The sequence below is a fragment of the Pseudomonas sp. RC3H12 genome (assembly GCF_018596375.1).
Classification (GTDB): Bacteria; Pseudomonadota; Gammaproteobacteria; order Pseudomonadales; family Pseudomonadaceae; genus Aquipseudomonas.
Map to the genome: position 1 here is coordinate 1,835,005 of NZ_CP075595.1, position 24,467 is coordinate 1,859,471.

General features: G+C 64.1%; 22 protein-coding genes. 10 read left to right on the forward strand and 12 right to left on the reverse strand.

Going from position 1 to position 24,467, the window contains the following annotated elements:
* Window positions 1–2: 2 nt before the first annotated feature.
* Window positions 3–2,237, reverse strand: coding sequence for a TonB-dependent receptor (locus KHO27_RS08395; RefSeq protein ID WP_250888429.1), 2,235 nt, complete (start codon window positions 2,235–2,237; stop codon window positions 3–5).
* A 214-nt stretch (window positions 2,238–2,451) separates the two neighbouring features.
* On the opposite strand from KHO27_RS08395, the gene KHO27_RS08400 reads away from it, so the two are divergent.
* Window positions 2,452–3,114 (forward strand): RHS repeat-associated core domain-containing protein, encoded by a 663-nt coding sequence (locus KHO27_RS08400; RefSeq protein ID WP_214501601.1) that lies wholly within the window; start codon window positions 2,452–2,454, stop codon window positions 3,112–3,114.
* On the opposite strand, the gene KHO27_RS08405 is transcribed toward KHO27_RS08400, so the two are convergent.
* Complete coding sequence (locus KHO27_RS08405) at window positions 3,103–4,050, reverse strand: LysR substrate-binding domain-containing protein (RefSeq protein WP_110699313.1); 948 nt, start codon at window positions 4,048–4,050, stop codon at window positions 3,103–3,105. The genes KHO27_RS08400 and KHO27_RS08405 overlap by 12 nt on opposite strands.
* Before the next feature lie 146 nt (window positions 4,051–4,196).
* Here KHO27_RS08405 and KHO27_RS08410 point away from each other — a divergent pair, with 146 nt between their 5' ends.
* Together KHO27_RS08410 and KHO27_RS08415 are read left to right on the forward strand one after the other, a co-directional pair.
* Complete coding sequence (locus tag KHO27_RS08410) at window positions 4,197–5,573, forward strand: L-serine ammonia-lyase (protein WP_111532365.1); 1,377 nt, start codon at window positions 4,197–4,199, stop codon at window positions 5,571–5,573.
* Window positions 5,574–5,663: 90 nt separating this feature from the next.
* The gene (locus KHO27_RS08415; RefSeq protein ID WP_110699309.1) at window positions 5,664–6,971 is read left to right on the forward strand and encodes a serine/threonine transporter; all 1,308 of its coding nucleotides are present in this window, start codon (window positions 5,664–5,666) and stop codon (window positions 6,969–6,971) included.
* A 70-nt stretch (window positions 6,972–7,041) separates the two neighbouring features.
* Here KHO27_RS08415 and KHO27_RS08420 read toward each other — a convergent pair whose 3' ends face one another.
* From KHO27_RS08420 to KHO27_RS08430, 3 genes are all read right to left on the reverse strand, one after another.
* Window positions 7,042–7,497: a DUF1842 domain-containing protein gene (locus KHO27_RS08420; RefSeq protein ID WP_214501602.1), complete on the reverse strand. Its 456-nt coding sequence runs from the start codon at window positions 7,495–7,497 to the stop codon at window positions 7,042–7,044.
* A gap of 19 nt (window positions 7,498–7,516) precedes the next feature.
* Window positions 7,517–8,110 (reverse strand): DUF1842 domain-containing protein, encoded by a 594-nt coding sequence (locus KHO27_RS08425; RefSeq protein WP_214501603.1) that lies wholly within the window; start codon window positions 8,108–8,110, stop codon window positions 7,517–7,519.
* 263 nt (window positions 8,111–8,373) lie between these two features.
* A complete protein-coding gene (locus KHO27_RS08430; RefSeq protein WP_110699305.1) occupies window positions 8,374–9,051 on the reverse strand; it encodes a DUF3313 domain-containing protein in 678 nt (225 codons plus the stop codon).
* 178 nt (window positions 9,052–9,229) lie between these two features.
* On the opposite strand from KHO27_RS08430, the gene KHO27_RS08435 reads away from it, so the two are divergent.
* Window positions 9,230–9,613 (forward strand): type II toxin-antitoxin system RelE/ParE family toxin, encoded by a 384-nt coding sequence (locus KHO27_RS08435; RefSeq protein ID WP_178082016.1) that lies wholly within the window; start codon window positions 9,230–9,232, stop codon window positions 9,611–9,613.
* The gene (locus KHO27_RS08440) at window positions 9,594–9,899 is read left to right on the forward strand and encodes a helix-turn-helix domain-containing protein (RefSeq protein WP_046855774.1); all 306 of its coding nucleotides are present in this window, start codon (window positions 9,594–9,596) and stop codon (window positions 9,897–9,899) included. Before KHO27_RS08435 ends, KHO27_RS08440 begins: the two co-directional genes overlap by 20 nt.
* Window positions 9,900–9,909: 10 nt before the next feature.
* Here KHO27_RS08440 and KHO27_RS08445 read toward each other — a convergent pair whose 3' ends face one another.
* The 3 genes from KHO27_RS08445 to KHO27_RS08455 form a co-directional block, all read right to left on the reverse strand.
* Window positions 9,910–11,205: an NAD(P)/FAD-dependent oxidoreductase gene (locus tag KHO27_RS08445; RefSeq protein ID WP_110699303.1), complete on the reverse strand. Its 1,296-nt coding sequence runs from the start codon at window positions 11,203–11,205 to the stop codon at window positions 9,910–9,912.
* Window positions 11,206–11,218: 13 nt separating this feature from the next.
* Window positions 11,219–12,307: a polyamine ABC transporter substrate-binding protein gene (locus KHO27_RS08450; protein WP_023631637.1), complete on the reverse strand. Its 1,089-nt coding sequence runs from the start codon at window positions 12,305–12,307 to the stop codon at window positions 11,219–11,221.
* Window positions 12,308–12,435: 128 nt separating this feature from the next.
* Entirely contained in the window at window positions 12,436–13,794 is a 1,359-nt protein-coding gene (locus tag KHO27_RS08455) for a glutamine synthetase family protein (protein WP_214501604.1), read from the reverse strand.
* A 164-nt stretch (window positions 13,795–13,958) separates the two neighbouring features.
* Between KHO27_RS08455 and KHO27_RS08460 the strand changes: the two genes are divergently transcribed.
* Together KHO27_RS08460 and KHO27_RS08465 are read left to right on the forward strand one after the other, a co-directional pair.
* Entirely contained in the window at window positions 13,959–14,858 is a 900-nt protein-coding gene (locus KHO27_RS08460; protein WP_110699300.1) for a helix-turn-helix domain-containing protein, read from the forward strand.
* Between the two features lie 348 nt (window positions 14,859–15,206).
* On the forward strand, window positions 15,207–16,610 hold the full coding sequence (locus tag KHO27_RS08465) for an aminotransferase-like domain-containing protein (protein WP_110699298.1): 1,404 nt from the start codon (window positions 15,207–15,209) through the stop codon (window positions 16,608–16,610).
* Here the strand turns inward: KHO27_RS08465 and panB are convergent.
* Window positions 16,598–17,413, reverse strand: a complete 816-nt coding sequence (gene panB, locus KHO27_RS08470) for a 3-methyl-2-oxobutanoate hydroxymethyltransferase (protein ID WP_110699296.1) — start codon at window positions 17,411–17,413, stop codon at window positions 16,598–16,600. The two genes, KHO27_RS08465 and panB, sit on opposite strands and share 13 nt — an antisense overlap.
* 167 nt (window positions 17,414–17,580) lie before the next feature.
* Window positions 17,581–18,966, reverse strand: a complete 1,386-nt coding sequence (locus KHO27_RS08475; protein WP_214501605.1) for an aldehyde dehydrogenase family protein — start codon at window positions 18,964–18,966, stop codon at window positions 17,581–17,583.
* Between the two features lie 105 nt (window positions 18,967–19,071).
* On the opposite strand from KHO27_RS08475, the gene ptrR reads away from it, so the two are divergent.
* The 3 genes from ptrR to KHO27_RS08490 all read left to right on the forward strand — a co-directional run bounded on the left by ptrR (window position 19,072) and on the right by KHO27_RS08490 (window position 21,302).
* On the forward strand, window positions 19,072–19,947 hold the full coding sequence (ptrR, locus tag KHO27_RS08480) for a putrescine utilization regulator PtrR (protein ID WP_111532461.1): 876 nt from the start codon (window positions 19,072–19,074) through the stop codon (window positions 19,945–19,947).
* 99 nt (window positions 19,948–20,046) lie between these two features.
* A complete protein-coding gene (locus tag KHO27_RS08485) occupies window positions 20,047–20,490 on the forward strand; it encodes a carboxypeptidase regulatory-like domain-containing protein (protein WP_198754581.1) in 444 nt (147 codons plus the stop codon).
* 290 nt (window positions 20,491–20,780) lie between these two features.
* On the forward strand, window positions 20,781–21,302 hold the full coding sequence (locus KHO27_RS08490; RefSeq protein WP_110699289.1) for an acyloxyacyl hydrolase: 522 nt from the start codon (window positions 20,781–20,783) through the stop codon (window positions 21,300–21,302).
* A 73-nt stretch (window positions 21,303–21,375) separates the two neighbouring features.
* On the opposite strand, the gene KHO27_RS08495 is transcribed toward KHO27_RS08490, so the two are convergent.
* Window positions 21,376–22,266, reverse strand: coding sequence for a universal stress protein (locus KHO27_RS08495; protein ID WP_214501606.1), 891 nt, complete (start codon window positions 22,264–22,266; stop codon window positions 21,376–21,378).
* Between the two features lie 83 nt (window positions 22,267–22,349).
* Window positions 22,350–24,350 (reverse strand): peptidase U32 family protein, encoded by a 2,001-nt coding sequence (locus KHO27_RS08500; RefSeq protein WP_214501607.1) that lies wholly within the window; start codon window positions 24,348–24,350, stop codon window positions 22,350–22,352.
* Window positions 24,351–24,467: the final 117 nt, after the last annotated feature.

The window sequence follows — 24,467 nt, forward strand, 5'->3', positions numbered from 1 at the left end:
CGTCAGAAGTCGATGCTGGCGGACAGCTGCACGGTGCGTGGCGCGCCCAGCCCCAGGCTGGTGAGCAGCGGCATGCCCCAGTAGGCCTTGTTTGTCACGTTCTCTACCGTGCCGCGCAAGGTCACCGGGTGGTCGGCCACCTGCAGCCGGTAGCGGGCACCGACGTCGTAGAGGGTGTAGCCGGGAATCGACTGGCTGTTGTCGTCGCTGATGTACTGCTTCGAGACGGCCGTGGCGTTGGCGGTCAGGGTCAGGCCTTCGAGCACCGGGGTATCCCATTCCACGCCCAGCTTGCCCTGCAGTTTTGGCTGACCGGTGGCGGTCTTGCCTTGCTCGGCGGGGTTCTCGGCCTTGGTCACCTTGGGATCGAGACGGGCCACGCCGCCCATCAGGCGCACATCGGCCACCGGTGTGCCGAAGAAGCTCCACTCGAGCCCGCGGTTACGTTGCTCGCCACCGAAGGAGAACACTTTGGTTACCGGGTTGGTGAAGCTGCTGGGGCGCTCTATCTGGTACAGGCTGAGGGTGTGGGCGAAGTCGCCGAGGTCGAGCTTGATACCGACCTCCTTCTGCTTGGACTTGTACGGGGCGAACACCTGGCCGGCGTTGGGCGCGGTAAGCGGGGCGACGGCGCCTTTGCTCAGGCCTTCGATGTAGTTGGCGTACAGCGACACTTCGTCGGTGACCTTGATCAGCACCGCTGCGGCCGGGGTGGTGGCGCTTTCGTTGTAGCGACTGGTTTGCGCGCCGGTGTCGACGTTGAAGCTGTCGGTCAGCACCTGCTGGCGGCGCACGCCCAGGGTGAGCTGCACACGCTCGTCGAAGAACGACAGGGTGTCGGCCAGGCCGTAGCTGCTCAGGCGTGACTCGGTGTGGGCGATGGCGGGGTAGCTCCTGGCGGCCTCCGGGCCCCAGACCGGGTGGTAGATGTTGGTGATCCACTCGGCACCCGGAACGTTGCGCCGGCCATAGTCGCGCTGCTTGTCCGAGTAGTGCGTGGCATTGAGCGACCACTGGTGGCCGACGCCGAAGGTGTCGAAATGGCCACGCAGGCCGGCTTCGCCCGAGGTCTTCTCCAGGTCGATCTTCAACTGGCCCATGCGCGTCTCGAAGTCGCCAGCGGTGTTGAGCACTTCTGCGAGCATGGTGCCGCTGTACTTGTAGTCGGTCTTGCTGGTGCCGGCTGAGGCATAGGCCATGAGGTTGTCGTTGAGGTCATATTCGCCGCGCACGATCACGCCCTTGTCGCGGGTCTGTACGAAACCCCAGTCCGGGTTGAGCAAGGTCTCGGACTTCGGCGGCCTGGGCACCGGCACGCCTGCGGCCAGGCCGATGCCGCGGTTCTGGCCCCTGACCCGGTCCTCGCTTTCGTACAGGTCGGCCGACAGGCGCGCGCGCTCGCCACGCCAGTCCAGGCCCAGGGCATTGAGCTCGGCCTTCATGCGCTGGTGGTCGGTGGCGGTGTCGCCGTCGCGGTAGACGCTGTTGAAGCGCACGCCGAACTGTTGCTCCTCGCCGAAGCGACGGCCGACGTCCAGGTGCCCGCCGAACTGTGCGTCCGACATGTAGGTGCCGGTGATCCGTGTCAGCGGTTCGGCGCCCGCGCGCTTGGGCACCAGGTTGATGCTGCCGGCCACCGAACCGCCAGGCGGCATGCCGTTGAGCAGGGCGGACGGGCCCTTGAGCACCTCGATGCGCTCGAACATCTCCGGCGAGATCCGGTAGTAGGGCGCCATGCCGTACAGGCCGCCGATGCTCACGTCGCTGATGTTGGAGTTGAAGCCGCGGATCGAGTAGTTCTCGCTGTAGGTGCCCTTGAGGCCATTGCTGAACACCGACGGGTCGGTCGCGGCGATCACGTCGGTGATGGTCTGGGCCTGGGTGTCCTCGATGTATTTCTCGGTGTAGCTGATGGTGCTGAACGGCGTCTCCATGAAGTCCTTGTTGCCCAGCAGCCCGACCCGGCCACCCGAGGCCACCTGGCCACCGGCGTAGACCGGCGGCAACGCACTGGGGGCGTCGCGGCTGCCTTCGACCATGGTTTCGGACAGTTCCAGGCTGCCGGTGGGCTGGCCGTGGTGGGGCTTTTCCACTTCCTCAGTCTGCGCCGCAGTTACGCCCATGGCGGTACCGCCCAAGCCGAGCAGCAAGGTCATATGCACAGCGGCGAAAGTGCGATTGAAGTCGAAGTGAGGCACAGCCGACTGCTGCGCCGGGCTGACACGTTGTTGCGACATGCTGGAGTCCTTTCGATTCGCAAGTGAGTGAAGGCATTCACTAGGATTCCGAATCAGAAGGGAAAAACCTCAATGCAAATGATATTCAATAAAATTTGTCACTGTTAAAACTGTTAGGTGCATGTGCATCGAGATGTAGCTAGCCTCTAGAAAATTCGGCTCGCCTCCGAGGAGCCCGCTATCGACTTGGCTCGATTATCCGGGAAGTCAAGAGATGACCAACGAACTGGTGAAGTGTGATTCGAACAACTCGACGTCTGGCGTCGAGCAAACCAGGGCGTTTACTCCGTTTGGGGCCAGCCAGTGGATCGATGGGCCGTTGTTGGCGTTCACCGGGCAACTATGGGACCGCAGTACAGACTTCTACTTGCTGGGGAATGGTCGGCGAGCCTACGATCCGAACCTCATGCGCTTCACCAGTCCGGATCAGCAGAGCCCTTTTGGCAAGGGGGGGATCAATACTTATGCCTATTGCTTGGGTGATCCGGTCAACCGCCTGGACCCAAGTGGTGAGGTCAGTCTCAAGAAAGCCGCCAAGATGGTTTTCCTGATCGCATCGACTGGCAAGGATGCCCTGACCGGCAAAGGTCCAGCAAAAATGATCAAGCGTGCCGCCAAGTGGGGGATGATCGCCGGGGAATTACTGCAAATGCCCCATGTTACTGTCGATGTGGGGCGAGGGTTGGCAGATTTTAGCGCTGGCATCGCTCTGGCGGTAACGGCCTATGGTCTGGGCAGCTTCTATTACAAGCGTTGGGTTGAAGACGATGCTGTCTTCTCTCCATTAGTAGGGCCGCTGCTGCTCGAAACTCCGGAAAAGTCCGAGTCGCCGATAGTGCGGATGGAGGGGGTCCGCCGCGAGCTGTTATTCGACTGAAAGCTGGAGTGGATGCAGCGTGCGAAAGCTCTGCGCCTCCTCCACCAACCAGTCATGTACCGCCCGCGCCCCAGGTTGGCTCAATCCGCCCGGTGGATACAGCAGCACATAACGCTTGTGGTTGGCAATCGGCACCCCGAACGGCACGATCAGCGCGCCGCGTTCCAGTTCGTCGTTGAGCAGGGTGCGCCGGGCGATGGCCACGCCGACCCCGGCGATGGCGGCCTCGATGGTCAGGTGGTTGCGGTTGAAGGTATGTCCGCGGCGTACGTCCAGCCCGCCGGCACCGATGCCGTCGAGGTAGAACTCCCACTCGGCGTATTCCGAGCTGCCGCGCCAGGCGGTGATGTCATGCAGCAGCGGGTAGTGGGCCAGGCCGGCCGGGCCGTGCAGGGGCGGGCGGCCGCGCAGCAGGGCAGGCGAGCACACCGGGAAGATCTGCTCGTCGAGCAGAGGCGTGGAGAGCATGCCCGGATAGCTGCCATCGTTGAGATCGATGGCCAGGTCGAAGTCTTCCGGGTGCAGCGCCTGGTTACTGTCCTCGGCCACCAGGCGCAGCTCAATGTCCGGATAGCGTTGCTGGAAACGCGGCAGGCGCGGGGTCAGCCACTTGGCCAGGAACGAGGGGATCGAGCGCAGGCGCAAGGTACCGCGGATCTCGCCGGCGTCCAGGCGCAGCAGCTCGGCCTCGATGCTGCCGTAGGCTTCGGCCACGGTCTGCGCCAGGCGCTGGCCTTCGGCGGACAACTCGACGCCGCGAGCACGGCGCAGGAACAGGCGAAAGCCCAGGCGCTCCTCGAGCTGGCGCATCTGCTGGCTGACCGCTCCGGGAGTGATGTGCAGCTCTTCGGCGCAGCGGGTGAACGACAGATGTCGCGCCGCACAGGAGAACACGTGCAGCCAGACGAACACCTGGCCATTGAGTGGGCCTTTCATTGTTTAGTCCTGCTAAAGGCTTGTGTAGGAAGTTTCGTTGGTCAAGCTGGCCTGAGCGCGGCAGTATCGCGCAACTTGGCAATACCGCTCAAATTTTCCGGAGAGCCGTGGCGTGTCGCAGATCGCCGTCACGGTCAGGCATTAGCATGGCTATCAGTGTTTTCGACCTTTTCAAGATTGGCATCGGCCCATCCAGCTCCCACACCGTCGGCCCCATGCGCGCCGCGGCGACCTTTGCCCAGGCTCTGCGCGAGCGCGGCTTGCTGGCCGAGGTTCGCCGGGTCGAGGTACGCCTTTATGGCTCGCTGTCGGCCACGGGGGTCGGGCACGCCACCGACCGTGCCTGCCTGTTGGGGCTGATGGGCCAGTGGCCGGACCGGATCGACCCGCACAGCATCGAGCCGCGTATCGACCAGCTGATGCAGGAGCACTGCCTGATGCTCGACGGCAGTCATCCGATCGACTTCCAGTACAGCCGCGACATGCGCCTGTTGGACGAGAGCCTGGCCTACCATCCTAATGCAATGACCCTGGCAAGCTTCGACGGGCAGGGCAGCCAGTTCAGCCAGACCTACTATTCGGTGGGCGGAGGCTTCATCGTCGAACAAGCTGAAATCGATGCGCCTTCGAGCGACGAAGGCCTGGTCGAGCTGCCTTACGAATTTTCCAGCGGTGCCGAACTGCTGGCCCTGTGCAAGGCCCACAATCTCAGCGTCAGCCAGCTGATGCTGGCCAACGAGTGCGCCTGGCGTCCGGAAAGCGAGGTCCGCGAAGGCCTGTTGAAGATCTGGGCGGCGATGGGCGAATGCGTCGACAACGGCCTGCGCAACGAAGGCATCCTGCCGGGTGGGCTCAAGGTCAAGCGCCGGGCGGCGCGCCTGCACCGCAGCTTGCAGGAGGTCGGCAAGCCGAACGTGATCGGCTCGACCCTCAGCGCCATGGAGTGGGTCAACCTGTTCGCCCTGGCGGTGAACGAAGAGAACGCCGCCGGCGGGCGCATGGTCACCGCGCCCACCAACGGCGCCGCCGGCATCATCCCGGCGGTGCTGCACTACTACATGAAGTTCAATCCCGGCGCCTGTGACGACGATGTGGTGGCGTTTCTCCTGGCGGCGGCCGCAGTGGGCATTCTGTGCAAGAAGAACGCTTCGATTTCCGGCGCCGAAGTCGGTTGCCAGGGTGAAGTGGGCTCGGCCTGCTCGATGGCTGCCGCAGGGCTCGCCGAGGTGCTTGGCGCGACCCCGCCGCAGCTGGAAAACGCCGCCGAGATCGCGCTGGAGCACAACCTCGGGCTGACCTGCGACCCCGTGGGTGGCCTGGTGCAGATCCCATGCATCGAGCGCAATGCGATTGCCGCGGTGAAGGCCATCAACGCCGTGCAGATGGCCTTGCGTGGCGACGGCGAGCATTTCATCTCCCTCGACCGGGTGATCCGCACCATGCGCGATACCGGCGCGGACATGCACGCCAACTACAAGGAAACCTCCCGCGGCGGCCTGGCCGTCGCGTTCGTCGAGTGCTGAGAAACAGGCTCCCGCGAAGTGCCCCGCAAACCTGATTGAATCTGCAACACCCGCTGTACCTGCGACAAAAACAACTACAAGGCGATACCCATGACTGATGTACAAAGCACCACGAGCGTTCGTGCGGATTCGGCTGCCCCGGCTGCGGCCAGTGGCTCGACCACCTGGAACCGCCACGACACCACCTGGGCCCTGGGCCTGTATGGCACGGCGATCGGCGCCGGCACCCTGTTCCTGCCGATCAACGCCGGGGTCGGGGGCTTCTGGCCGTTGCTGATCCTGGCATTGCTGGCCTTCCCCATGACCTTCTTCGCCCACCGCGCCCTGACACGCTTCGTGCTGTCCGGGCGCAAAGGCGGCAACGAGGACATCACCGAAGTGGTGGAGGAGCATTTCGGCGTGGGCGCCGGCAAGCTCATCACCTTGCTGTACTTCTTCGCCATCTTCCCGATCCTGCTGGTCTACAGCGTGGCATTGACCAATACCCTGACCAGCTTCTTCGAGCACCAACTGCACATCGGTGCGCCGCCCCGAGCACTGTTGGCGTTGCTGCTGATCTGCGGCTTGATGATCGTGGTGCGCTGCGGCCAGCAGATCATCGTCAAGGCCATGAGCGTGCTGGTGTATCCCTTCGTCGCCTCGTTGCTGCTGCTGGCGCTGAGCCTGATCCCCAACTGGAACGGCGCCTTCTTCGCCCAGGCCAACGAGGGCATCAGCGCCTCGAAGCTGCTGCTGACTCTATGGCTGGCGATTCCGGTGATGGTGTTCTCGTTCAACCATTCGCCGATCATCTCGGCCTTCGCCGTCGACCAGAAGCACCGATATGGCAATGATGCCGACCGCAAGAGTGGCCGGACCCTGGCCACGGCCCATGTGATGATGGTGCTGACGGTGATGTTCTTCTGCTTCAGCTGCGTGCTGGCCCTGAGCCCGGCGGACCTGGCCGCGGCCAAGGCGCAGAACATCTCGATCCTGTCGTACCTGGCCAACCACTTCCAGACCCCGGTGATCGCCTTCGTCGCGCCACTGATCGCGCTGGTGGCTATCACCAAGTCCTTCCTCGGCCACTACATCGGAGCCAGCGAAGGCTTCCAGGGCATGATCGTCAAGAGCCTGCGCGGGCGCGGCAAGACATGGCCGGCCAAGCGCCTGGAGCGCGCCACCGCGTTGTTCATGCTGGTGACCTGCTGGGCGGTGGCCACCCTCAACCCAAGCATCCTCGGGCTGATCGAGAGCCTTGGTGGGCCGGTGATCGCCTGCCTGCTGTTCCTGATGCCGATGTACGCGGTACAGAAGGTGCCGGCGTTGCGCCAGTACTCGGGCAAGCTGTCGAATGTGTTCGTGGTGCTGATCGGCTTGATCACGCTGTCGGCGATCGCCTACAGCTTCATGGCCTGACCAATGAACGCGGGGCAAGCCCGCTCCCACGTGAAAGCGTGGGGAGGACTTGCCCCGCGGACCGCTCAGGTCAGACGCTTTCCAGGTGCCTGATCGCGGCCTTCAGGCGCTCCGCTGGTCGCGGTTGATCCTGGTGGGTGATGTCCGGCGCCTTGCGCACGCGGCCATGCTGGTCGACCCAATGGCTGTTGATGAAGTAGCGGTAGCTGGCAGTGCCGACATTCCAGCCCTGGTCGAGCAGACCCTGCAGGTGGAAGGTCTGGGCAATCTGGCTGAGCGGGCCGCTAGGGCTGCCATCCAGATGCAGGACGATCGACGGGCTACCCGCGGGCGCGAACGGCAGCTCGCTGTAGCCGCCCCACACCTTGGCGTGGAACACCTGAACCGGATGCGTGGTCTGGATGATGGAAGCCCTGCCGGTGACCTTCTTCTGCACGGTATTCACCAGCAGGTCGAGGGTCAGGATCGGTGCGCCGAGCAGCCCGTTGCTGACGTTCAGGCGGGTATGAAAAAGTCCGAAGGACATGCTGATTCTCCTTGTCTGCTCAGGCTTTCTTGGCGGCCTTGGCGGCCGGGCTTTTGGTCGAGGCAAGAGCTTGGTCCAGGGCTTTGCCCACGGCACCGCTGGCCAGATGCTTGAGTTGCGCGACATCACCGGTGGCGATCACTGCCTCCAGGGTGGCGTTGTGCAGTTCGGTGGTCAGGTCGACGTTCGCCAGCGTCTGGATGCGCTTGAGCTCCAGCACGACAGGTACGTTGTCCACTTCGATCCAGCGCTGGCCGTTGTTGTAGCGGTAGCTGGCCGTACCTTTCTGCCAGTCCTGGTCGAGCAGCGCACGCAGTTCGAACTGCTCCGGCGAGTTGGCGTGTGGTCCGCCATGGTTGCCACGTACCGTCAGCAGGATCTTGCCTTCGCTTGGCGGCTGCACGGTGAGGTAGCTGTAGGTGCCCCAGACATCCAGCGCCAGCTCCAGCGGTGGGTTGGTGGTCTGGGTGATCAGCGCGTGGCCGTTGACGCTGCGGTCTGGCGTGTAGACCAGCAGGTCGACTTGCAGGCGCGGGGCACCTGGCGCGTTGGTACCAATGAGGTAGGACACCGGGAAAAGACCTTCCGACGGTGCGAGCAGCGATTCAGACATGATTGCCTCCATTGCATTCGATGAATGACATACCGATAACCACGACTGGCGCAGGCGGGCGAAGAGGCGGAGGAAGTGGGAGACCGGGCGGGGAGAACAGGCTTGCCCGGTGCGAGCGGCTGTTGGCAGCCGGCTTGTGCAGCCATCCCTGGTACGCGGTGCCGCCTGCCTGGCAGCCCGCTTGAGTTAAGCAGGCCGGCCAGGCAGTGATGGCCTTTTTACAGTACGTCCGACGAGTGGTCGCGCATTGACCGAATGGTCACTTACTTCGCTTTCTGCTGCAGGGCCACGAAGCTGCGGCGCATGTCGCTGGCCCAGCCGTCGAGCACCGGCTTGACGTCGTTCAGGGTCAGCTGCGTGGTGTCGTTCTCCAGGTCCTTGCCACTGCCCTTGCGCACCACCTGGGCCAGCACGTTCTGGCTGGTGCCATCGAGGAAGGCCGCCTCCACGGCGATGTCCACGGCCTGGTCGCGGCCACCGGCGGCGGTGTTGACAGCCGCGGCGACCAAGGCGATGGGGATCACTTCATAGGGCTTGAGGCCCTCGGTGCTGGTGGAGACCGCGGTGATCGCCGGGCGCACAACGATGGTATTCGGCCCGGGCTCCTTGACCAGGGTGAGCACACTGCCGAGTTCGCGGCGCATCGCTTCGTTGAAGTAGCGGGTGATCTCTTGCAGGGTCTGCGCCGAGATCACGTTGGTCGGTTGCGGCTTGGGGTAGAACTGGCTCGGTTCGATGAACACCTTGGTGTACTGGCTGGCCTTCACGTCCGGGTCGATCCAGCGCATCACCGGCGCGCCGGAGACGCTTTCGGCCGGCTTCAGGCGGCTGTAGTCCTTGAGAAACCCGGAATAGTCCTTGGGGTCGACACGGTTGCTGGAGCAGGCAACCAGGGCCAGCAGAGCAGCGCACAGCAGGGTGGTGCGAGGCAGGTGCTTCATGATGACAAGGTCCATGAGGGAAGGGGCCAGAACAACGCTAGCAGGTGGTGGGCCGAAGGCCAGCGTTCGGGTGCCGACGATTGCCGTTTCCCACCGACCAACCTGATTGAGCTGACTATCCATTCATCACTGATAGTGGAAAAGTGTGCCCTTTACGGGTATGTTTCGGGTGCCGATCATGGATGTCTACAAGCGTAGGGAGTTTGCCCGCTGGCAAGCCAGGGAGTGCTTGCCGGACCACCTGCTCTGCCGGGCAGTTGCGGAAATGCGGAGCGGGCTGGTTGATGCGAGTCTTGGCGGTCTGTTGTTCAAGCAGCGTATTGCAGGCCTGTGCAGTGGTAAGCGGGGTGGTTATCGGATGCTCCTGACGGCTCGTATAGGCGATCGATATGTGTTCCTGCATGGATTCGCCAAAAGCGACCTGGCCAATGTCACGCCGGCCGAGCAAAAGGCCCTGCAGTTTACCGGCAAGGTTTTTCTGGAATTGTCACCCCGCGCTCTGGCCAAGGCATTGGGCTGCGGAGTATTGATGGAGGTCCATTGTGACCAGCAAACTCATTGAGTCATTGCGTGCCGACCTGTCGGCTCTGGAGCAGGCAGGCGCTGTCGGCAAGGTTACGCTGAGGGACTTCGAGGCGATCTGCCCGGCTCCGGTGCGAGCGTTCACTGCCCAGGACATCCGCCACCTGCGTGAAGCCCTTAACTTCAGCCAGCCGGTGTTCGCCCTGCACCTGCACACCAGCGCATCGACAGTACGCAAATGGGAGCAGGGCGAAACACGCCCGGCCGGGCCGGCCTTGAAGCTGCTGAATATCATTGCCGACAAGGGGCTGCAGGCCATCCTTTGACGGTGGGTCGTCAGCCCAGCGCCTCGCGCAAGCGATACCATAGCATCCCCAGTGCCAGCAGCGGCGAGCGCAGTGCCTTGCCGCCGGGGAAGGTCAAGTGCGGCACCGCGCGGAACACATCGAAGCCATGGCTTTGCTCGGTGGCAATGGCTTCGGCGAGCAGTTTCGCTGTCCAGTGGGTGACGTTCAAACCATGCCCGGAGTAGCCCTGGGCATAGAACACGTTGGGGTGTTGGCTGAGCCGGCCTACCTGGGGGAAGCGGTTGGCGGTGATGCCGATCATGCCGCCCCACTGGTAGTCCAGGCGCACCTCGGCCAGTTGCGGGAACACCTTGAGTACCTTGGGCCGCATGTAGGCGCCGATGTCCTTGGGGTCGCGCCCGGAATAGTGGCAAGCACCGCCAAACAGCAGGCGGTTGTCGGCGGTCAGGCGGTAGTAGTCCAGGCCCACTTTCTGGTCGCACAGCGCCATCTGCTGCGGGATCAGCGTACGCGCCAGGCCTTCAGGCAGTGGCTCGGTCGCCACCACGTAGCTGCCGGCCGGCAGCACCTTGCCACTCAAGCGTGGCTCCAGTTCGTCGAGGTGGGCGTTGCAGCCGAGTACCAGGCTCTGCGCGCGCACCTTGCCGCGGGCGGTGTGCAGGATCACCGTACTGCCATGTTCGATGCGCAGTACCGGGCTTTGCTCGAAGATGCGCACCCCCAGGCCATGAGCGGCGTGGGCTTCGCCCTGGACCAGGTCGAGCGGGTGCAGATGGCCCGAGCCCATGTCGACCAGGCCGCCGGCGTACAGGTCGCTGGCGACGATCTCGTGCATGCGCTCGGGGCCGACCAGGCGGGTCTCATGCGGGTAGCCCAGTGTGGCGAGGTCGCGTTGCTCGTCCTCGAATGCGGCGAACTGGGCGGGGGTGTTGGCCAGCTCGCAGAACCCCCAGCGCAGGTCGCAGTCGATGCCATATTGCGCGATACGGCGGGCGACCAGGGCCACCGAATCGATCCCGGCCTGCTTGAGGTAACGTACGCCGTCCTGGCCGACGTGCCGGGCAAAGCCCGAGACGTCATGGCCGATGCCGCGGATCAGTTGCCCGCCATTGCGCCCGCTGGCGCCCCAACCGATGCGGCGGGCCTCCAGCAGGATCACCGAGAGGCCGCGTTCGGCCAGCTCCAGGGCCGCATTGACCCCGGTCAGGCCACCGCCGACCACGCAGACATCGGCCTGCAGGTCCTGGTCGAGCACGGGGTAGGTCGCCGCCTGGCGCGCCGAGGCGGCGTAGTAGGAGGCAGTGTGTTCAGTCATGTGAGGCATGGGTGTGCTCGGCTCAGCGGTTGGACTTGATCTTGCTCCAGGAGCGGGTCATCTGCCGCAGGATCGGCGGGCTCTGCATGGACGAGACATACAGTTTGTCCAGCACCTCCTGCGGCGGGTAGATCTCGGGGTTGTCGACCAGCGCCGGGTCCATGTCGGCCTTGGCGTCGGGGTTGGCGTTGGCATAGCCGACCGTGGCACTGACCTTGGCGATCACCTTGGGGTCGAGCAGGTAGTTGATGAAGGCCAGGGCCTGCTCGGGGTTCTTGGCGTCCTTGGGGATGGCCAGCAGGTCGAACCACAGGTTGCTGCCTTCCTTGGGAATGCTGTAGGCGACCTTGACGCCGTTGCCGGCCTCTTCGGCGCGGTGCGCGGCCTGCAGTACGTCGCCGGAGTAGCCGAAGGCGATGCAGACATCACCATTGGCCAAGTCCGAAACGTACTTGGAGGAATGGAAGTAGGTGATGTACGGGCGCAGCTCCAGCAGGCGGGCCTCGGCCTTCTTGTAGTCATCGGCCTTCTCGCTGCGCGGGTTCATGCCCAGGTAGTTGAGCATGGCGGGGTAGAGCTCGTCGGGCGAGTCCATGAACGCCACGCCGCACTGCTTGAGCTTCTTCAGGTTCTCGGCTTCGAACAGTACGGCCCAGGAGTCGATCCTGTCGATGCCCAGCACCGCCTTGACCTTGTCGACGTTGTAGCCGATGCCGTTGGTGCCCCAGAGGTACGGTACGGCGTACTGGTTGCCCGGGTCGTTCTGCTCCAGTTGCTTGAGCAGTTTCGGGTCCAGGTGCCGCCAGTTCGGCAGCTTGCTGCGGTCCAGCGGCAGGAACGCGCCGGCCTGAGCCTGGCGCGCGAGGAAATGGTTGGAGGGCACGACCACGTCGTAGCCGGTGCGCCCGGCCAGCAGCTTGCCCTCCAGGGTTTCGTTGGAGTCGAACACGTCATAGACCACCTTGATCCCGCTGCTGGCCTGGAAGTCGGCCAGGGTGGTGTCACCGATGTAGTCGGTCCAGTTGTAGACGCTCACCGTAGGCTGGGCCTGGACGGCCGCGCCGAACAGCAGGGCGAAGGTTGCGGGGATCAAAGCTTGCGGATGACGCATGTCGACACCTCGTTGGTCTTGTTCTTCGAGTTCGGTGGTGTAGGGGCTGCTTTGCAGCCCATCGCCGGCAAGCCGGCTCCCACAGGCATCTTGGTTCTGCCGTGGGATCTGGCCTGCCAGAAAGCGGATCAGACGCTCAACAGCAGGAACTCGCGCTCCCACGAACTGATCACGCGCTTGAAGTTTTCATGCTCGGCACGCTTGACCGCGACGTAGCCCTGGACGAACTGCTGGCCGAGGTACTGCTGCACCTTTTCGCAGTCTTCCATGTGCTGCAGCGCGTCCTCGATGGTGATCGGCAGGCGCAGGTTGCGCCGCTCATAGGCGCGGCCCTGTACCGGGGCGCTGGGTTCGAGTTTCTCGACCATGCCGATGTAACCGCACAGCAGGCTCGCGGCGATGGCCAGGTAGGGGTTGGCGTCGGCGCCCGGCAGGCGGTTCTCCACGCGCATCGCTTCGGGGCTCGACGTTGGCACGCGCAGGCCGGCGGTACGGTTTTCCTCACCCCATTCGACGTTCACCGGCGCCGAGGTGTCAGGCAGGAAGCGGCGGAACGAGTTGACGTTCGGCGCGAACATCGGCAACACCTTGGGGATGTACTTCTGCAGGCCGCCGATATGGTGCAGGAACAGCTCGCTCATGCTGCCGTCGTCATTGGCGAAGATCGGCTTGCCAGTGGCGATGTCGACCACGCTCTGGTGCAGGTGCATGGCGCTGCCCGGTTCATCGGTGATCGGCTTGGCCATGAAGGTGGCGGTGACGTTGTGCTTGAGCGCCGCCTCGCGCATCGTGCGCTTGAATACGGTGATCTGGTCGGCCAGGTCCAGGGCGTCGCCGTGGCGGAAGTTGATCTCCATCTGCGCCGGGCCGTCTTCATGGATCAGCGTGTCGAGGTCCAGGCCCTGGATTTCGCACCAGTCGTAGACGTCCTCGAACAGCGGGTCGAATTCGTTGGCGGCATCGATGGAAAACGACTGACGGCCACTTTCGGCGCGGCCCGAGCGGCCCAGCGGCACCTGCAGCGGCAGGTCCGGGTCCTCGCAGCGCTGGGTGAGGTAGAACTCCATCTCCGGCGCGACGATCGGCTGCCAGCCCTTGTCGGCGTACAGCTTGAGCACCTTCTTGAGTACGTTGCGCGGCGACAGCTCGATGGGGTTGCCTTGTTTGTCGAAGGTGTCGTGGATGACGATCGCGGTCGGTTCGATGGCCCAGGGGATCTGGTACACCGCCGTGGGGTCGGGGCGGCAGACCATGTCGATGTCGGCGGCGTCGAGCAGGCTGTAGTAGATGTCGTCGTCGACATAGTCGCCGGTGACGGTCTGCAGCAGCACGCTCTCGGGCAGGCGCATGCCGCGCTCGTGGAGGAACTTGGCGGTCGGGGCGATCTTGCCGCGGGCGATGCCGGTCAGGTCGCTGATCACGCATTCGACTTCGGTGATTCGGTGTTCTTTCAGCCAGGTGGACAGCTGATCGAAGGGGGCGTTCATACAAACCTCTTGGTTGGGTAGTTGTGGTGGGACGCAAGGCGTTCAGTGCCGAGGGGCACTTCCCACAGGTGACGCTGAGGACTATCTTGGTCGCTGCCCACCAAGGCGATCTATCCACTTTCTTCGGCAACGAATGCACCAAAAGAGTGCAACTAGGACAGCGCGTGACAACGCCAACCGCCTTGCAGGTCCAGGATTACCGCACCACCGATGTGACCGAACAGACCCGCGTCACCCCTGGCTGGCAGCAGCAATACCGGCAGATGTCGCCCGGGCATTTCAACGGCCAGCTGCGCTGGCTGGGCCTCGATGGCGTGGAGGTCTACGAGGAGCGCCTGAACACCCGGGTCGAGCAGTTCTTTCGCGCGCCCAGCGGCGCCCTGGCGTTCTGCTTCGACCGCAGTGAAAACAGCCTCTATTTGCTCAATGAAGACAGCCGCAATATCTGGATCACCCCGGAGAACTATCAGGAAGTGGCGGTGGTGTTCGAGCAGCCGTTTTTGGCCAGCCACGGCCTCGACCTGGAACGCCTGCGCGGTCTGTTCATGGTGCCGCTGACCTGCCAGCAGAACGCTTTGTTCGGCAACTGGCTGAGCGCCACGCTCACGCAACTGGGGCAGGCCGATTGCCCGCTGGAGGGCGGGGCGCTGGGCGAGCAGTTGCTGGAGGACTGCCTGTTCATCCTCGACAACGCCGGCCAGCGCCTGCAGGGCGAGGCGCTGGGGCGGCGCGATGAGGAGCGGGCGATCATGCGCCGGGTCAGCGAGTGGGCCGCCGACTGCCCCGACGAAACCCTAAACCTGCTGCAACTGGCCAAGGTCGCCGGGGTTTCCGTGCGTCAATTGCAGCAAGCCTTCAAGGGTTTCACCAACCTGCCACCGGCGCATTGGTTGCGCCTGCGTCGCCTAAACGGCGCGCGGCGCGATCTGCTGGCGGGTGACGCGACCGTGGCCGAAGTGGCGATGCGCTGGTCGTTCTGGCACCTGGGACGGTTTTCCGAAAGTTACCGGCAGCTGTTTCGCGAACTGCCGAGCGAAACGCTCAAGCGGCGGCGGGCAAGCTAGGGTCTGTAGCAAATGTGTCTGCGCGAAGGCCAGACAAGGCGAAACGGGGTGAGGAAGCGGAATGTACTGGCGTACATGACCGAGCCCCGCTTCAACGCAGTATGGGCGAGTGCAGATACATTTGGTGCAGAGCCTAGGACAGTGCGGCAAAGCTTGCTAGGGTCTGTATGAAAAGTCTTGAGACGAAGGTCAGGCAAGGCGAAAACAGCCGAGGAACGGTCGGAGTCGCGCTCGACTTTACGGGTTGTAAATGAGCATTCCGAGGCTGTTTTCAACGCAGCATCACCGAGTATCAAGGCTTTTCATACAGAGCCTAGTGTGCCTGCCGCAGTTTTTCGGAGGACCGGTATGGACACCGCGCAGACGCCCCGTTTCACCTACCAGAAAGTCCACCGCTACCTGAGCGCCTGGCTCGACGCCCGCGCACCGGAGCTGGCGCATCGGTTGCCCTCGCTGCGCGATGTTGCCCGGCACTTGAACGTCTCGCTGTCGTCCAGCAAACAGGCATTCGCCCTGCTCGAAGCCCAGGGGCGGATCCAGGCACGCCCCAAGGTCGGTTACTTCAGCGTGGCCGGGGCAGCCTCGTCGCGGCTGCCGCCTGCGCTCAGCCTGATCGACCGTCTGTATGCCAGCGCCCGGCAACCGGGGATGCTGGCCCTGAGCAGCGACTCACCGACCATGCTGGCGTCCCTGGAGGGACCGTTGCTGAGTGTCGAGCGCGAGTTGCTGCGCCAGCTGCCCCGTGCCGACGCACCACCATTCGCACCTTTTGGCGAACCGGCGCTGCGCGAGGCCCTGGCCCGCTGCTACAGCCGCGGCGTGGATGATCACTGGCAGGCCGACCAAGTGTTCGTCGGCGCCGATTGGCGCAGCGTGTTCGAGCTTGCGCTGCGCACACTGTTGCCACGGGGCGCCTGGGTACTGGTCGAGTCGCCTTGCTCCTGGCTGGTCCTGCGGCTGCTGCAGGCGGCGGGGATGCAGATCGTCGAGGCACCACTTGGCGCGGACGGTCGTTTCGATCTGCAGGCCGTGGCGCGAGTATTCAGCGAAAAGCCGATCAGGGCGGCGGTACTGTCCTCGACCGTCAACATACCCCAGGGCGGCGCGATGCCGATCCAGGATAAGCAGCATCTGTGCGCCTTGCTGGCCGAGCACCAGGCGTGGCTGATCGAAAACGACAGTTATGGCGCGCTGTGCGAGGCTGCGGCGGGCCAGCGATACCGTGACCATGCCGACCCGGAACGTTTGCTGGTGCTGGCCGGTTTCGACAAGTGCATCGGCGCGGAGGCACCGTTCGGTTACCTGTTGTGCCGTGGCGCGGCGTCGAGCCTGGCCCAAGCCTTTCTTGCCCAGGGTTTTCGCCTGCCGAGCTATCGGCAACAGGCCGTTGCCCGATTGCTGAGTACCGGAAGCCTGGCCCGGCACCAGGGCCAGCTGATCCGGCACCTGGCACGCAGCCGTCAGCGCATGGCGCAGTTGCTTGAGCGTCACGCCGCTGACTGCCTGCGCCTGACGATGCCCGTGGCGGGCGCCACGTTCTGGCTGCAGGCGGTGCGCCCGGTAGACATGCAGGCCGTGTGCAAGCAGTTGCTGGATCAGGGCGTGGTGATCGTGCCGGGGGCGTTGTTCAGCCAGGCCGGGTTCTGGCGCGACCATCTGCGGCTGAGCTTTACCGTCGATTGGCAGCTGGACATCGAAGCTGCGCTGGTCAAGTTGGCCCGGGCGATCCGTCAGGCACCTCAGCTGCCGTAGCAATGCTCGCGTTCAGGGAATTCACCCTGACGCACTTCATTGGCATAGCGGGCGCAGGCTAAGCGGATGACTGTCGCCACGTCGGCGTACTGCTTGACGAACTTCGCCTTGCGCGGCCCGCTCAGCCCGAGCAGATCCTCGGTGACCAGGATCTGGCCATCGCAGGCCGGGGAGGCGCCGATACCGATGCAAGGCTGCCGACTTTCTTCGCTGATACGTCGGGCCAGTGGCTCGGCCACGCCCTCGAGCAGCAGGCTGAAGGCGCCGGCGGCCAGGTTGGCGCGCGCATCGGCATGGATGGTGGCGGCGCTTTCCTCGGTCAGCCCTTGTGCCTTGTAGCCGCCCAGGACATTGACGAACTGCGGCATCAAGCCGACGTGGGCCATCACCGGAATACCCCGCTCGACCAGAAACGCCACCGTGGCGGCCAGTATGCGGTTGCTTTCCAGCTTCACCGCGTCGCATCCGGTTTCGGCCAGCACCCTGGCGCAGCTGCGCAGTGCCTGTTCAGGGGACTCCTGGTAACTGCCGAAAGGCATGTCGGCGATCACGCAGGCGTGCTGGGTGCAGTCGACCACGGCACGGGTGTGGCTGATGGTTTCGTCCAGCCGCATGGCCAAGGTTGAGCGCCGTCCATAGGCGACCATGGCGGTCGAGTCGCCCACCAGGATGAAGTCCATCAACGGGTCGATCAGGCGAGCGATCGGCGTGCTGTAGGCGGTGAGGGCGACGATCTTCTGCCGGCCCTTCATGGCGGCCAGTTCAGGGACGGTCAGGCGACGGGTGTCGGGTTGCAGGCTCATGGGTACCTCCGGTTCGCTAGGGAGGTGCTCGATTATTCGTGTATGGGAAGGGGATTCAAGATACAGGATCGGGCCGATTTGCAGCCCAGTTGCGCATGGCCAGGCGGCAACGTCAGGTGCGGGGCGGCTGGAGCCGCTCCCGCAGCGGTGGTATCGGGGCGCGGGGATCAGTTGCGATCCAGCCACACCGTCTGGGCATTGGTGAACTCGCGCACGCCGAAGTGTGACAGCTCACGGCCAAAGCCACTTTTCTTCACGCCACCGAACGCCACGCGGGGGTCGGATGCGCAGTAGCCGTTGATGAACACGCCGCCGGTGTCCAGCGCAGCGGTCATGCGCTCGGCCAAGGCATAGTCGGCGGTGTAGATGGTCGCGGCCAAGCCGAATTCGCTGTCGTTGGCCAGCGCCACGGCGTGGTCGGCGTCGCGGGCGCTGATGATCGCCGCCACCGGCCCGAACAGCTCCTGTTTGAATGCGGTCATGTCCGGGGTGACGTTGGCGAATACCGTCGGCTCGTAGAAGTTGGCCGCGCCCTCGACCTTCTTGCCCCCCAGCAGCAGGATGGCGCCTTCGGCGAGGGTCGCCTGGACCTGGCCGTCGAGTTCATCGCGCAGGTCGTAGCGGGCCATCGGGCCGATGTAGGTGGCGTCGTCCAGCGGATTGCCGACGGTCAGCGCACGGGTGGCCTCGACGAACTTGTGGGTGAACGCCTCGACAATGCTTTCTTCGACAATCAGGCGCTTGGCCGCGGCGCAGACCTGGCCGGTGTTCTGGTAGCGGCCGATCACGGCGGCCTTCACCGCGGCATCAAGGTCGGCATCGGCCAGTACGATGAACGGATCGGAGCCGCCCAGCTCCAGCACGCACTTCTTCAGCGCCGCACCGGCTTGCGCACCGATGGCCATGCCGGCGCGCACGCTGCCGGTCAGGGTGATGGCGGCGATGCGCGGGTCGTTGATGGCGCGGGTGACGCCCTCTGGGGTGACATTGAGCACTTCGAACACGCCCTCAGGCAGGCCGGCGCGTTTGAACAGGTCGGCCAGCAGGTAGGCGCTGCCCATCACGTTGGGCGCGTGCTTGAGCACGTAGGTGTTGCCCGCCAGCAGCGCCGGCACCGCGCCGCGCAGCACCTGCCAGACTGGGAAGTTCCACGGCATCACGGCGAGGATCGGGCCAAGCGGGCGGTATTCGATACGGGCCTTTTCGATCTGGGTCGGCTCCGGCGCGAGCATGGCCGGGCCGTGTTCGGCGTACCACTGGCACAGGCCGACACACTTGCTGACTTCACCGCGGGCCTGGCTGATCGGCTTGCCGATCTCGCGGGCGATCATCTGCGCGAAGGCCTCGGCGTTGGCCTGCAGGGCCTGCCCGAGCGCGACCAGGTACTCGCTGCGCTGGCCCAGCGACACTTTGCGCCACTGGCTGTAGCCGGCCTTGGCGCGTTGCAGCGCCGCGTCCAGTGCGGCGTCGGTGTCGAAGGCGTAATGGCCGATCCGTTCGCCGCTGTAGGGGTCGACGGAGATGGCGTGGGTCAGGCTGCTGATCTCGCTCATGGCAGGGCTCTCATTGTTCTGATGGGGTGAGCGCAGACTAGTGGTGGCGCGCTTTAATGAAAACTGAATAATAATGAGCGAAACATTCACGTTTGGAGAATGACTGTGGACCTGGTGCAACTCGAGATGTTCAAGGCCGTGGCCGAGCACGGCAGCATCAGCGCCGCCGCCCAGCAGATCCATCGGGTGCCGTCGAACCTGACCACCCGTATCAAGCAGCTTGAGGAGGACCTGGGCGTCGAGCTGTTCATCCGTGAGAAGAGCCGCCTGCGCCTGTCGCCGGCCGGCTGGAACTTCCTCGAGTACACCCGGCGCATCCTCGATCTGGTACACGAGGCGCGGCTGACCGTGGCGGGGGAGGACCCCCAGGGCACTTTTGCCCTGGGTTCGCTGGAAAGCACCGCCGCGGTGCGCATCCCGGCCTTGCTGGCGGCCTACAACCAGCGCTACCCGAAGGTCGACCTGGACCTGTCCACCGGGCCGTCGGGGACCATGCTCGAAGGGGTGTTGTCCGGGCGCCTGGTGGCGGCTTTCGTCGATGGACCGGTGCTGCACCCGACGCTGGAAGGCATGCCGGTGTTCGAGGAAGAGATGATGGTCATCGCACCGCTCAACCACCCGCCCGTGACCCGTGCCCGGGACGTCAACGGCTCAAGCATCTACGCTTTTCGCGCCAACTGCTCGTACCGCCACCATTTCGAAAGCTGGTTCGTCCATGACCAGGCGGTGCCGGGCAAGATCCACGAGATGGAGTCGTACCATGGCATGCTCGCCTGTGTCAGCGCAGGCGCAGGCCTGGCGATGATGCCGCGCAGCATGCTCGAAAACATGCCGGGGTGCAGCACGGTCAGCGCCTGGCCGATGGCCGAGGATTTTCGCTACTTGAAGACCTGGCTAGTGTGGCGACGGGGGACGGTGTCGCGCAGCTTGAGCATGTTCATCAAGTTGCTGGAGGAGCGTCGTGAGCTGCCCTTGTCTTGAGGGCAACGCCTCGCGGACTAACGGTGCGTCAACGGGCGAACCCGAGTCCCGGAAAACCCTCCAAATTGTGTAGACCATCCCACCAGGGAGGAATGCACCATGCGCACTCACCATTACGGCCTTTGCGCCGCGCTGTTGCTGGCATTGGCCATGCCTTGGAACCTTGCAGCGGCCACCGACCTGAATACCCCTATCGATCCGCAGGGCGTGCAATTGCAGCCCCAGGAACAGAACGGCATCCGTTACCTGCAGGGCGGTATCGGCCAGGATGAAGCCGATGCACTGCGCCGCACACCCGGCTACGACCTGCACATCACCCTCTCGACCGGTGCCGAAGGCAAGTTCCAGAGTGGTGCCGCGGTGGATATCCAATCGGCCCAGGGCCAGTCGGTACTGACGTTGCAGGACGTCGGTCCGTTGATCTTCGTGCAATTGCCCCCAGGGCACTACCGCGTGGTCGGCAATGCCGAGGGCCAGACGGTGCAGCAGCAGGTGACGGTGGACGGCAAGGCGCCGGCGCGGGTTGATCTCAACTGGCGGTAAGTTTCCTGTCGCGGGGCGAGCGACGCACAGGCAGCGCCGATTGCTGGGTGAACACGAGGAAGCGGAATACGACTGAACCAATGGCGAGCACCCAATGTCCTTTAGCCAATAGTGGCAAATCACTTCCCACTATCAGTACATTCTGGCAATAATCAAAGAAGTATTACCGCTTGTAACCTTACATAGTCTGGGGTTGCCAATGCAGGAAGAACGAGGGGCGTAGCCTCCATTGACGCAGGGACGCGCATTTCGCGGCCCTGCCCGTGAAGACCATCAGGAGAAAGTCATTGATGAAAACCCGTCTCGCCACAACGTTGGCTGCTGCAGTGCTGGCGTTCGCCGGCGTTAACCTGGCCCAGGCTGCGCAGGTGTCCGCTGCCGTGGGTGCTACTGGCCAGGGCGACATGACCTACCGCATCGGCCTGTCCTTCGACTGGGACAAGAAATGGCTTGAAAGCGACACCGGTCATCTGACCGGATACTGGGATGCGGCCTACACCTACTGGGAAGGCGGCGAGGCCAGTGGGGCCCACTCGCTGTCGATCAGCCCGGTGTTCGTCTATGAATTCAGTGGCTTTACCTACACCCCCTTCATCGAGGCGGGTATCGGCCTGGCGGCGTTCTCCAAGACCGACGTGGGCGACCAGCGCCTGGGCTCGTCGGTGAACTTCGAGGACAGGATCGGTTTCGGCCTGAAACTGCCGGCGGAGCAGAAGGTCGGCATCCGCGCCATGCACTACTCCAATGCCGGGCTGAAGCAGCCTAACGACGGGATCGAGTCGTACTCGCTGTTCTACAGCAAGGCGTTCTGAGTCCACGCAAGCTACCGATCGAGGGGCAGGTCTGCTCCCGCACTGCGGGAGTGGCCTTGCCCCTCGATGGCATTCAGCGCACCGCCTTGATCGCCAGCACATTACACAGCGGATGCTCCAGCACATGCGCCGTGGTGCCGCCGAGAAACGCCTGCAACGCATCGTGTCGGTGATTGCCCATGACGATCACATCTACCCGGTGCGCGGCGATGTATTGGGTGATCGCCTTGACTGCCGGCCCTTCGAGGAAGTGGCGGCGTTCGAGGTCGATCTGGTAGTGATCGCCCAGACGGTTGAATGCCGTGCGCTGGGCCGTGCGCACGCTGGTATCGAAGCCGGGCATGGTCACGGTACCGGCGCCGAAGTCGGCGATATGGGTCCTGGCCGCATCGCACACATGCAACAGGTGCAGTTCGGCGTTGCACTGCAGGGCCAGGGCGTGGGCGCTGCGGATCACCGCGTCGTCCAGGTGCTCGCCGGCGCCATGGCTGTTGAGATCGACAGCGGCGGCGATCTGTCGGGGCAGGGGCAGGCGGATGTCGCTGACCAGGTGCACCGCCACCGGGCTGTCCTTGAGCAGTTGCCAGTCCAGCGGGGTGACCAGCAGGCGCTTGAGGATGGGTTCGTGCTGCACGTCCTTGACCAGTAGGTCGCAGCCTAGCCGCTCGACCTGCTCAAGCACGCTGCCCAGTGGGTCACGGGTCAGCAGCAGTTCGGTTGAGACATCCAGGCCGGCATTGCGCAGTTGCTCGGCCTCGTCGGCCAGCCACTGGCGATTGTCGTCGAGCAGTCGCTCGCGTTCGCGGCTGTCGCTCATCAAGCCAAAGGTGTCGACATCGTCGACGAAGACGTTGAGATCCAGCAGTGCCCCGCTGGACTCGGCCAATGCCGCTGCGCGCTGCAGGGCAGGCGTGTGACGCATCTGCGGGCCGAGCATGACCAACAATCGCTTGAACTGGCTCATCTCACACCTCCACGTGTGGCAGCCCCCTGTTCAGTCTAGACCCGCCGCCGGTGAAGTCTGTTGGAGCGACGACGGGTCATGCCTCAGTGCGGCGCGCGCGGGATGGTCTTGAGCAGGTCTTCGGGGCTGATGTGCCCGACCACCTGGGCCACCGCGCTGCCTGGTGTCGGCAGGTCGATGATATGGCTCTTCATCTTGCCGATAACATGCATCTCGCAAGGCTTGCAGTCGAACTTCAGGGTAAGCACTTCATCGCCCTGGATCAGCTGCATCGGCGCCACCTTGGTGCGCACGCCGGTCACGCCCTTGGCCTGCTTGGGGCACAGGTTGAAGGAGAAGCGCAGGCAGTGCTTGGTGATCATCACCGGCACCTCGCCGTGTTCTTCATGAGCCTCGTAGGCCGCGTCGATCAACTGCACGCCGTGGCGGTGGTAGAAGTCGCGGGCCTTCTGGTTGTAGACGTTGGCCAGGAACGACAGGTGCGACTCGGGGTACACCGGCGGTGGCGTGGTCTCGGCCTTGCGCCCGCCACGCGGGTGGGCCTTGACCCGTGCTGCGGTCAGCGCCTCGATGGCCTCACGGCGCAGGGCCTTGAGCTGCGAGTTGGGAATGAAGAACGCCTGGGGCGCATCGAGCTCGATGGCATCGGCGTGGTACATCGTGGTGCCCAACTGGCCGAGCAGGTCGTGCAGCTGGTCGAGCGCCTGTTCCGGCTTGTTGGCGGCGCCGAACGGGCCGTCCAGGGCGACCTGCACGCTGACGCCTTCCTCGCTGCTGAGGGTCAGCATCAGGCGCTGCTCACGCAGCACTGCATGCCATTCGACAGCCACTCGGCGTTCAGACGACGTACGCTGCAGCGCCTGCTGCCAGTTGTGGTCGAGGTTGCGCGACAGCGGATGGTTGGGGCGTAGCTTGTACAGGCCCTCGGGCATCTCGTTGGGCTCGACGCGGTAGCGGTAGCGCTTCTGGCCGTCTTCCTCGGATTCGCTCTTGAGTTCGGCGATGTTGGCGCGGAAACCCACCACCTCACGCTTGACCAGCACATTGAGGCCGTCGCCGTTGGTCAGCGGCACCTCGGTGGTCACCAGCAGGTCGCGCTTGCCGACTTTCTCGACTACGCCCACCGGCAGGCCAGTGAAGGTTGGGGAGTCGAAGGCGCCGATGTCGATCTTGCGGTCGCTGACGAAGTAGTCGGTGCTGCCGCGGTGGAAGGTCTTGTCCGGATCCGGCACGAAGAAGTGCTCGGTGCGGCCACTGGAGGCGCGAGCCAGTTCGGGGCGGTCCTCGAGGATGGCGTCGAGCTCCTTGCGGTAGTGGGCGGTGATGTTCTTCACATAGCCCATGTCCTTGTAACGGCCCTCGATCTTGAACGAGCGCACGCCGGCATCGACCAGGTCGCGCAGGTTGGCGGTCTGGTTGTTGTCCTTCATCGACAGCAGGTGCTTTTCGAAGGCTACCACGCGGCCCTGGTCGTCCTTGAGGGTGTATGGCAGGCGGCAGGCCTGGGAGCAGTCGCCGCGATTCGCACTGCGCCCGGTCTGGGCGTGGGAGATGTTGCATTGGCCGGAGAAAGCCACGCACAGCGCGCCATGGATGAAGAACTCGATGGCCGCGTCGGTCTCTGCTGCGATGCTGCGGATCTGTTGCAGGTTGAGCTCGCGGGCCAGCACCAGCTGGGAGAAGCCGGCCTGGTCGAGGAACTTGGCCCGCTCCAGGGTGCGGATATCTGTCTGGGTGCTGGCATGCAGCTCGATCGGCGGGATATCCAGCTCCATCACCCCCAGGTCCTGCACGATCAGCGCGTCGACACCGGCGTCGTACAGCTGGTGGATCAGCTTGCGTGCTGGCTCCAGTTCGTTGTCGTGGAGGATGGTATTGATGGTGGTGAACACGCGGGCATGGTAGCGCCGGGCGAACTCGACCAGCTCGGCGATTTCGCTGACTTCGTTGCAGGCGTTGTGGCGTGCGCCGAAGCTCGGGCCGCCGATGTAGATGGCGTCGGCGCCGTGCAGGATCGCCTCGCGGGCGATGCTCACGTCACGGGCAGGGCTGAGCAGTTCCAGGTGGTGCTTTGGAAGGGACATGTCGTTATAGGTTCGGGCTGTCACGGTAAGGCGGGCATTGTAGCGGTGAAACGGGGCGGGGGCATCCATAACCGATGAACTTGCCCAAACGGTGATAGAAGGCCTGGTATTTTTGTC

Coding starts and splice junctions, on each gene's coding strand:
- KHO27_RS08395 (WP_250888429.1), bottom strand. CDS start 2,237: ATGTCGCAACAACGTGTCAGCCCGGCGCAGCAGTCGGCTGTGCCTCAC.
- KHO27_RS08400 (WP_214501601.1), top strand. CDS start 2,452: ATGACCAACGAACTGGTGAAGTGTGATTCGAACAACTCGACGTCTGGC.
- KHO27_RS08405 (WP_110699313.1), bottom strand. CDS start 4,050: ATGAAAGGCCCACTCAATGGCCAGGTGTTCGTCTGGCTGCACGTGTTC.
- KHO27_RS08410 (WP_111532365.1), top strand. CDS start 4,197: ATGGCTATCAGTGTTTTCGACCTTTTCAAGATTGGCATCGGCCCATCC.
- KHO27_RS08415 (WP_110699309.1), top strand. CDS start 5,664: ATGACTGATGTACAAAGCACCACGAGCGTTCGTGCGGATTCGGCTGCC.
- KHO27_RS08420 (WP_214501602.1), bottom strand. CDS start 7,497: ATGTCCTTCGGACTTTTTCATACCCGCCTGAACGTCAGCAACGGGCTG.
- KHO27_RS08425 (WP_214501603.1), bottom strand. CDS start 8,110: ATGTCTGAATCGCTGCTCGCACCGTCGGAAGGTCTTTTCCCGGTGTCC.
- KHO27_RS08430 (WP_110699305.1), bottom strand. CDS start 9,051: ATGAAGCACCTGCCTCGCACCACCCTGCTGTGCGCTGCTCTGCTGGCC.
- KHO27_RS08435 (WP_178082016.1), top strand. CDS start 9,230: ATGGATGTCTACAAGCGTAGGGAGTTTGCCCGCTGGCAAGCCAGGGAG.
- KHO27_RS08445 (WP_110699303.1), bottom strand. CDS start 11,205: ATGCCTCACATGACTGAACACACTGCCTCCTACTACGCCGCCTCGGCG.
- KHO27_RS08450 (WP_023631637.1), bottom strand. CDS start 12,307: ATGCGTCATCCGCAAGCTTTGATCCCCGCAACCTTCGCCCTGCTGTTC.
- KHO27_RS08455 (WP_214501604.1), bottom strand. CDS start 13,794: ATGAACGCCCCCTTCGATCAGCTGTCCACCTGGCTGAAAGAACACCGA.
- KHO27_RS08465 (WP_110699298.1), top strand. CDS start 15,207: ATGGACACCGCGCAGACGCCCCGTTTCACCTACCAGAAAGTCCACCGC.
- panB (WP_110699296.1), bottom strand. CDS start 17,413: ATGAGCCTGCAACCCGACACCCGTCGCCTGACCGTCCCTGAACTGGCC.
- KHO27_RS08475 (WP_214501605.1), bottom strand. CDS start 18,966: ATGAGCGAGATCAGCAGCCTGACCCACGCCATCTCCGTCGACCCCTAC.
- KHO27_RS08485 (WP_198754581.1), top strand. CDS start 20,047: ATGCGCACTCACCATTACGGCCTTTGCGCCGCGCTGTTGCTGGCATTG.
- KHO27_RS08490 (WP_110699289.1), top strand. CDS start 20,781: ATGAAAACCCGTCTCGCCACAACGTTGGCTGCTGCAGTGCTGGCGTTC.
- KHO27_RS08495 (WP_214501606.1), bottom strand. CDS start 22,266: ATGAGCCAGTTCAAGCGATTGTTGGTCATGCTCGGCCCGCAGATGCGT.
- KHO27_RS08500 (WP_214501607.1), bottom strand. CDS start 24,350: ATGTCCCTTCCAAAGCACCACCTGGAACTGCTCAGCCCTGCCCGTGAC.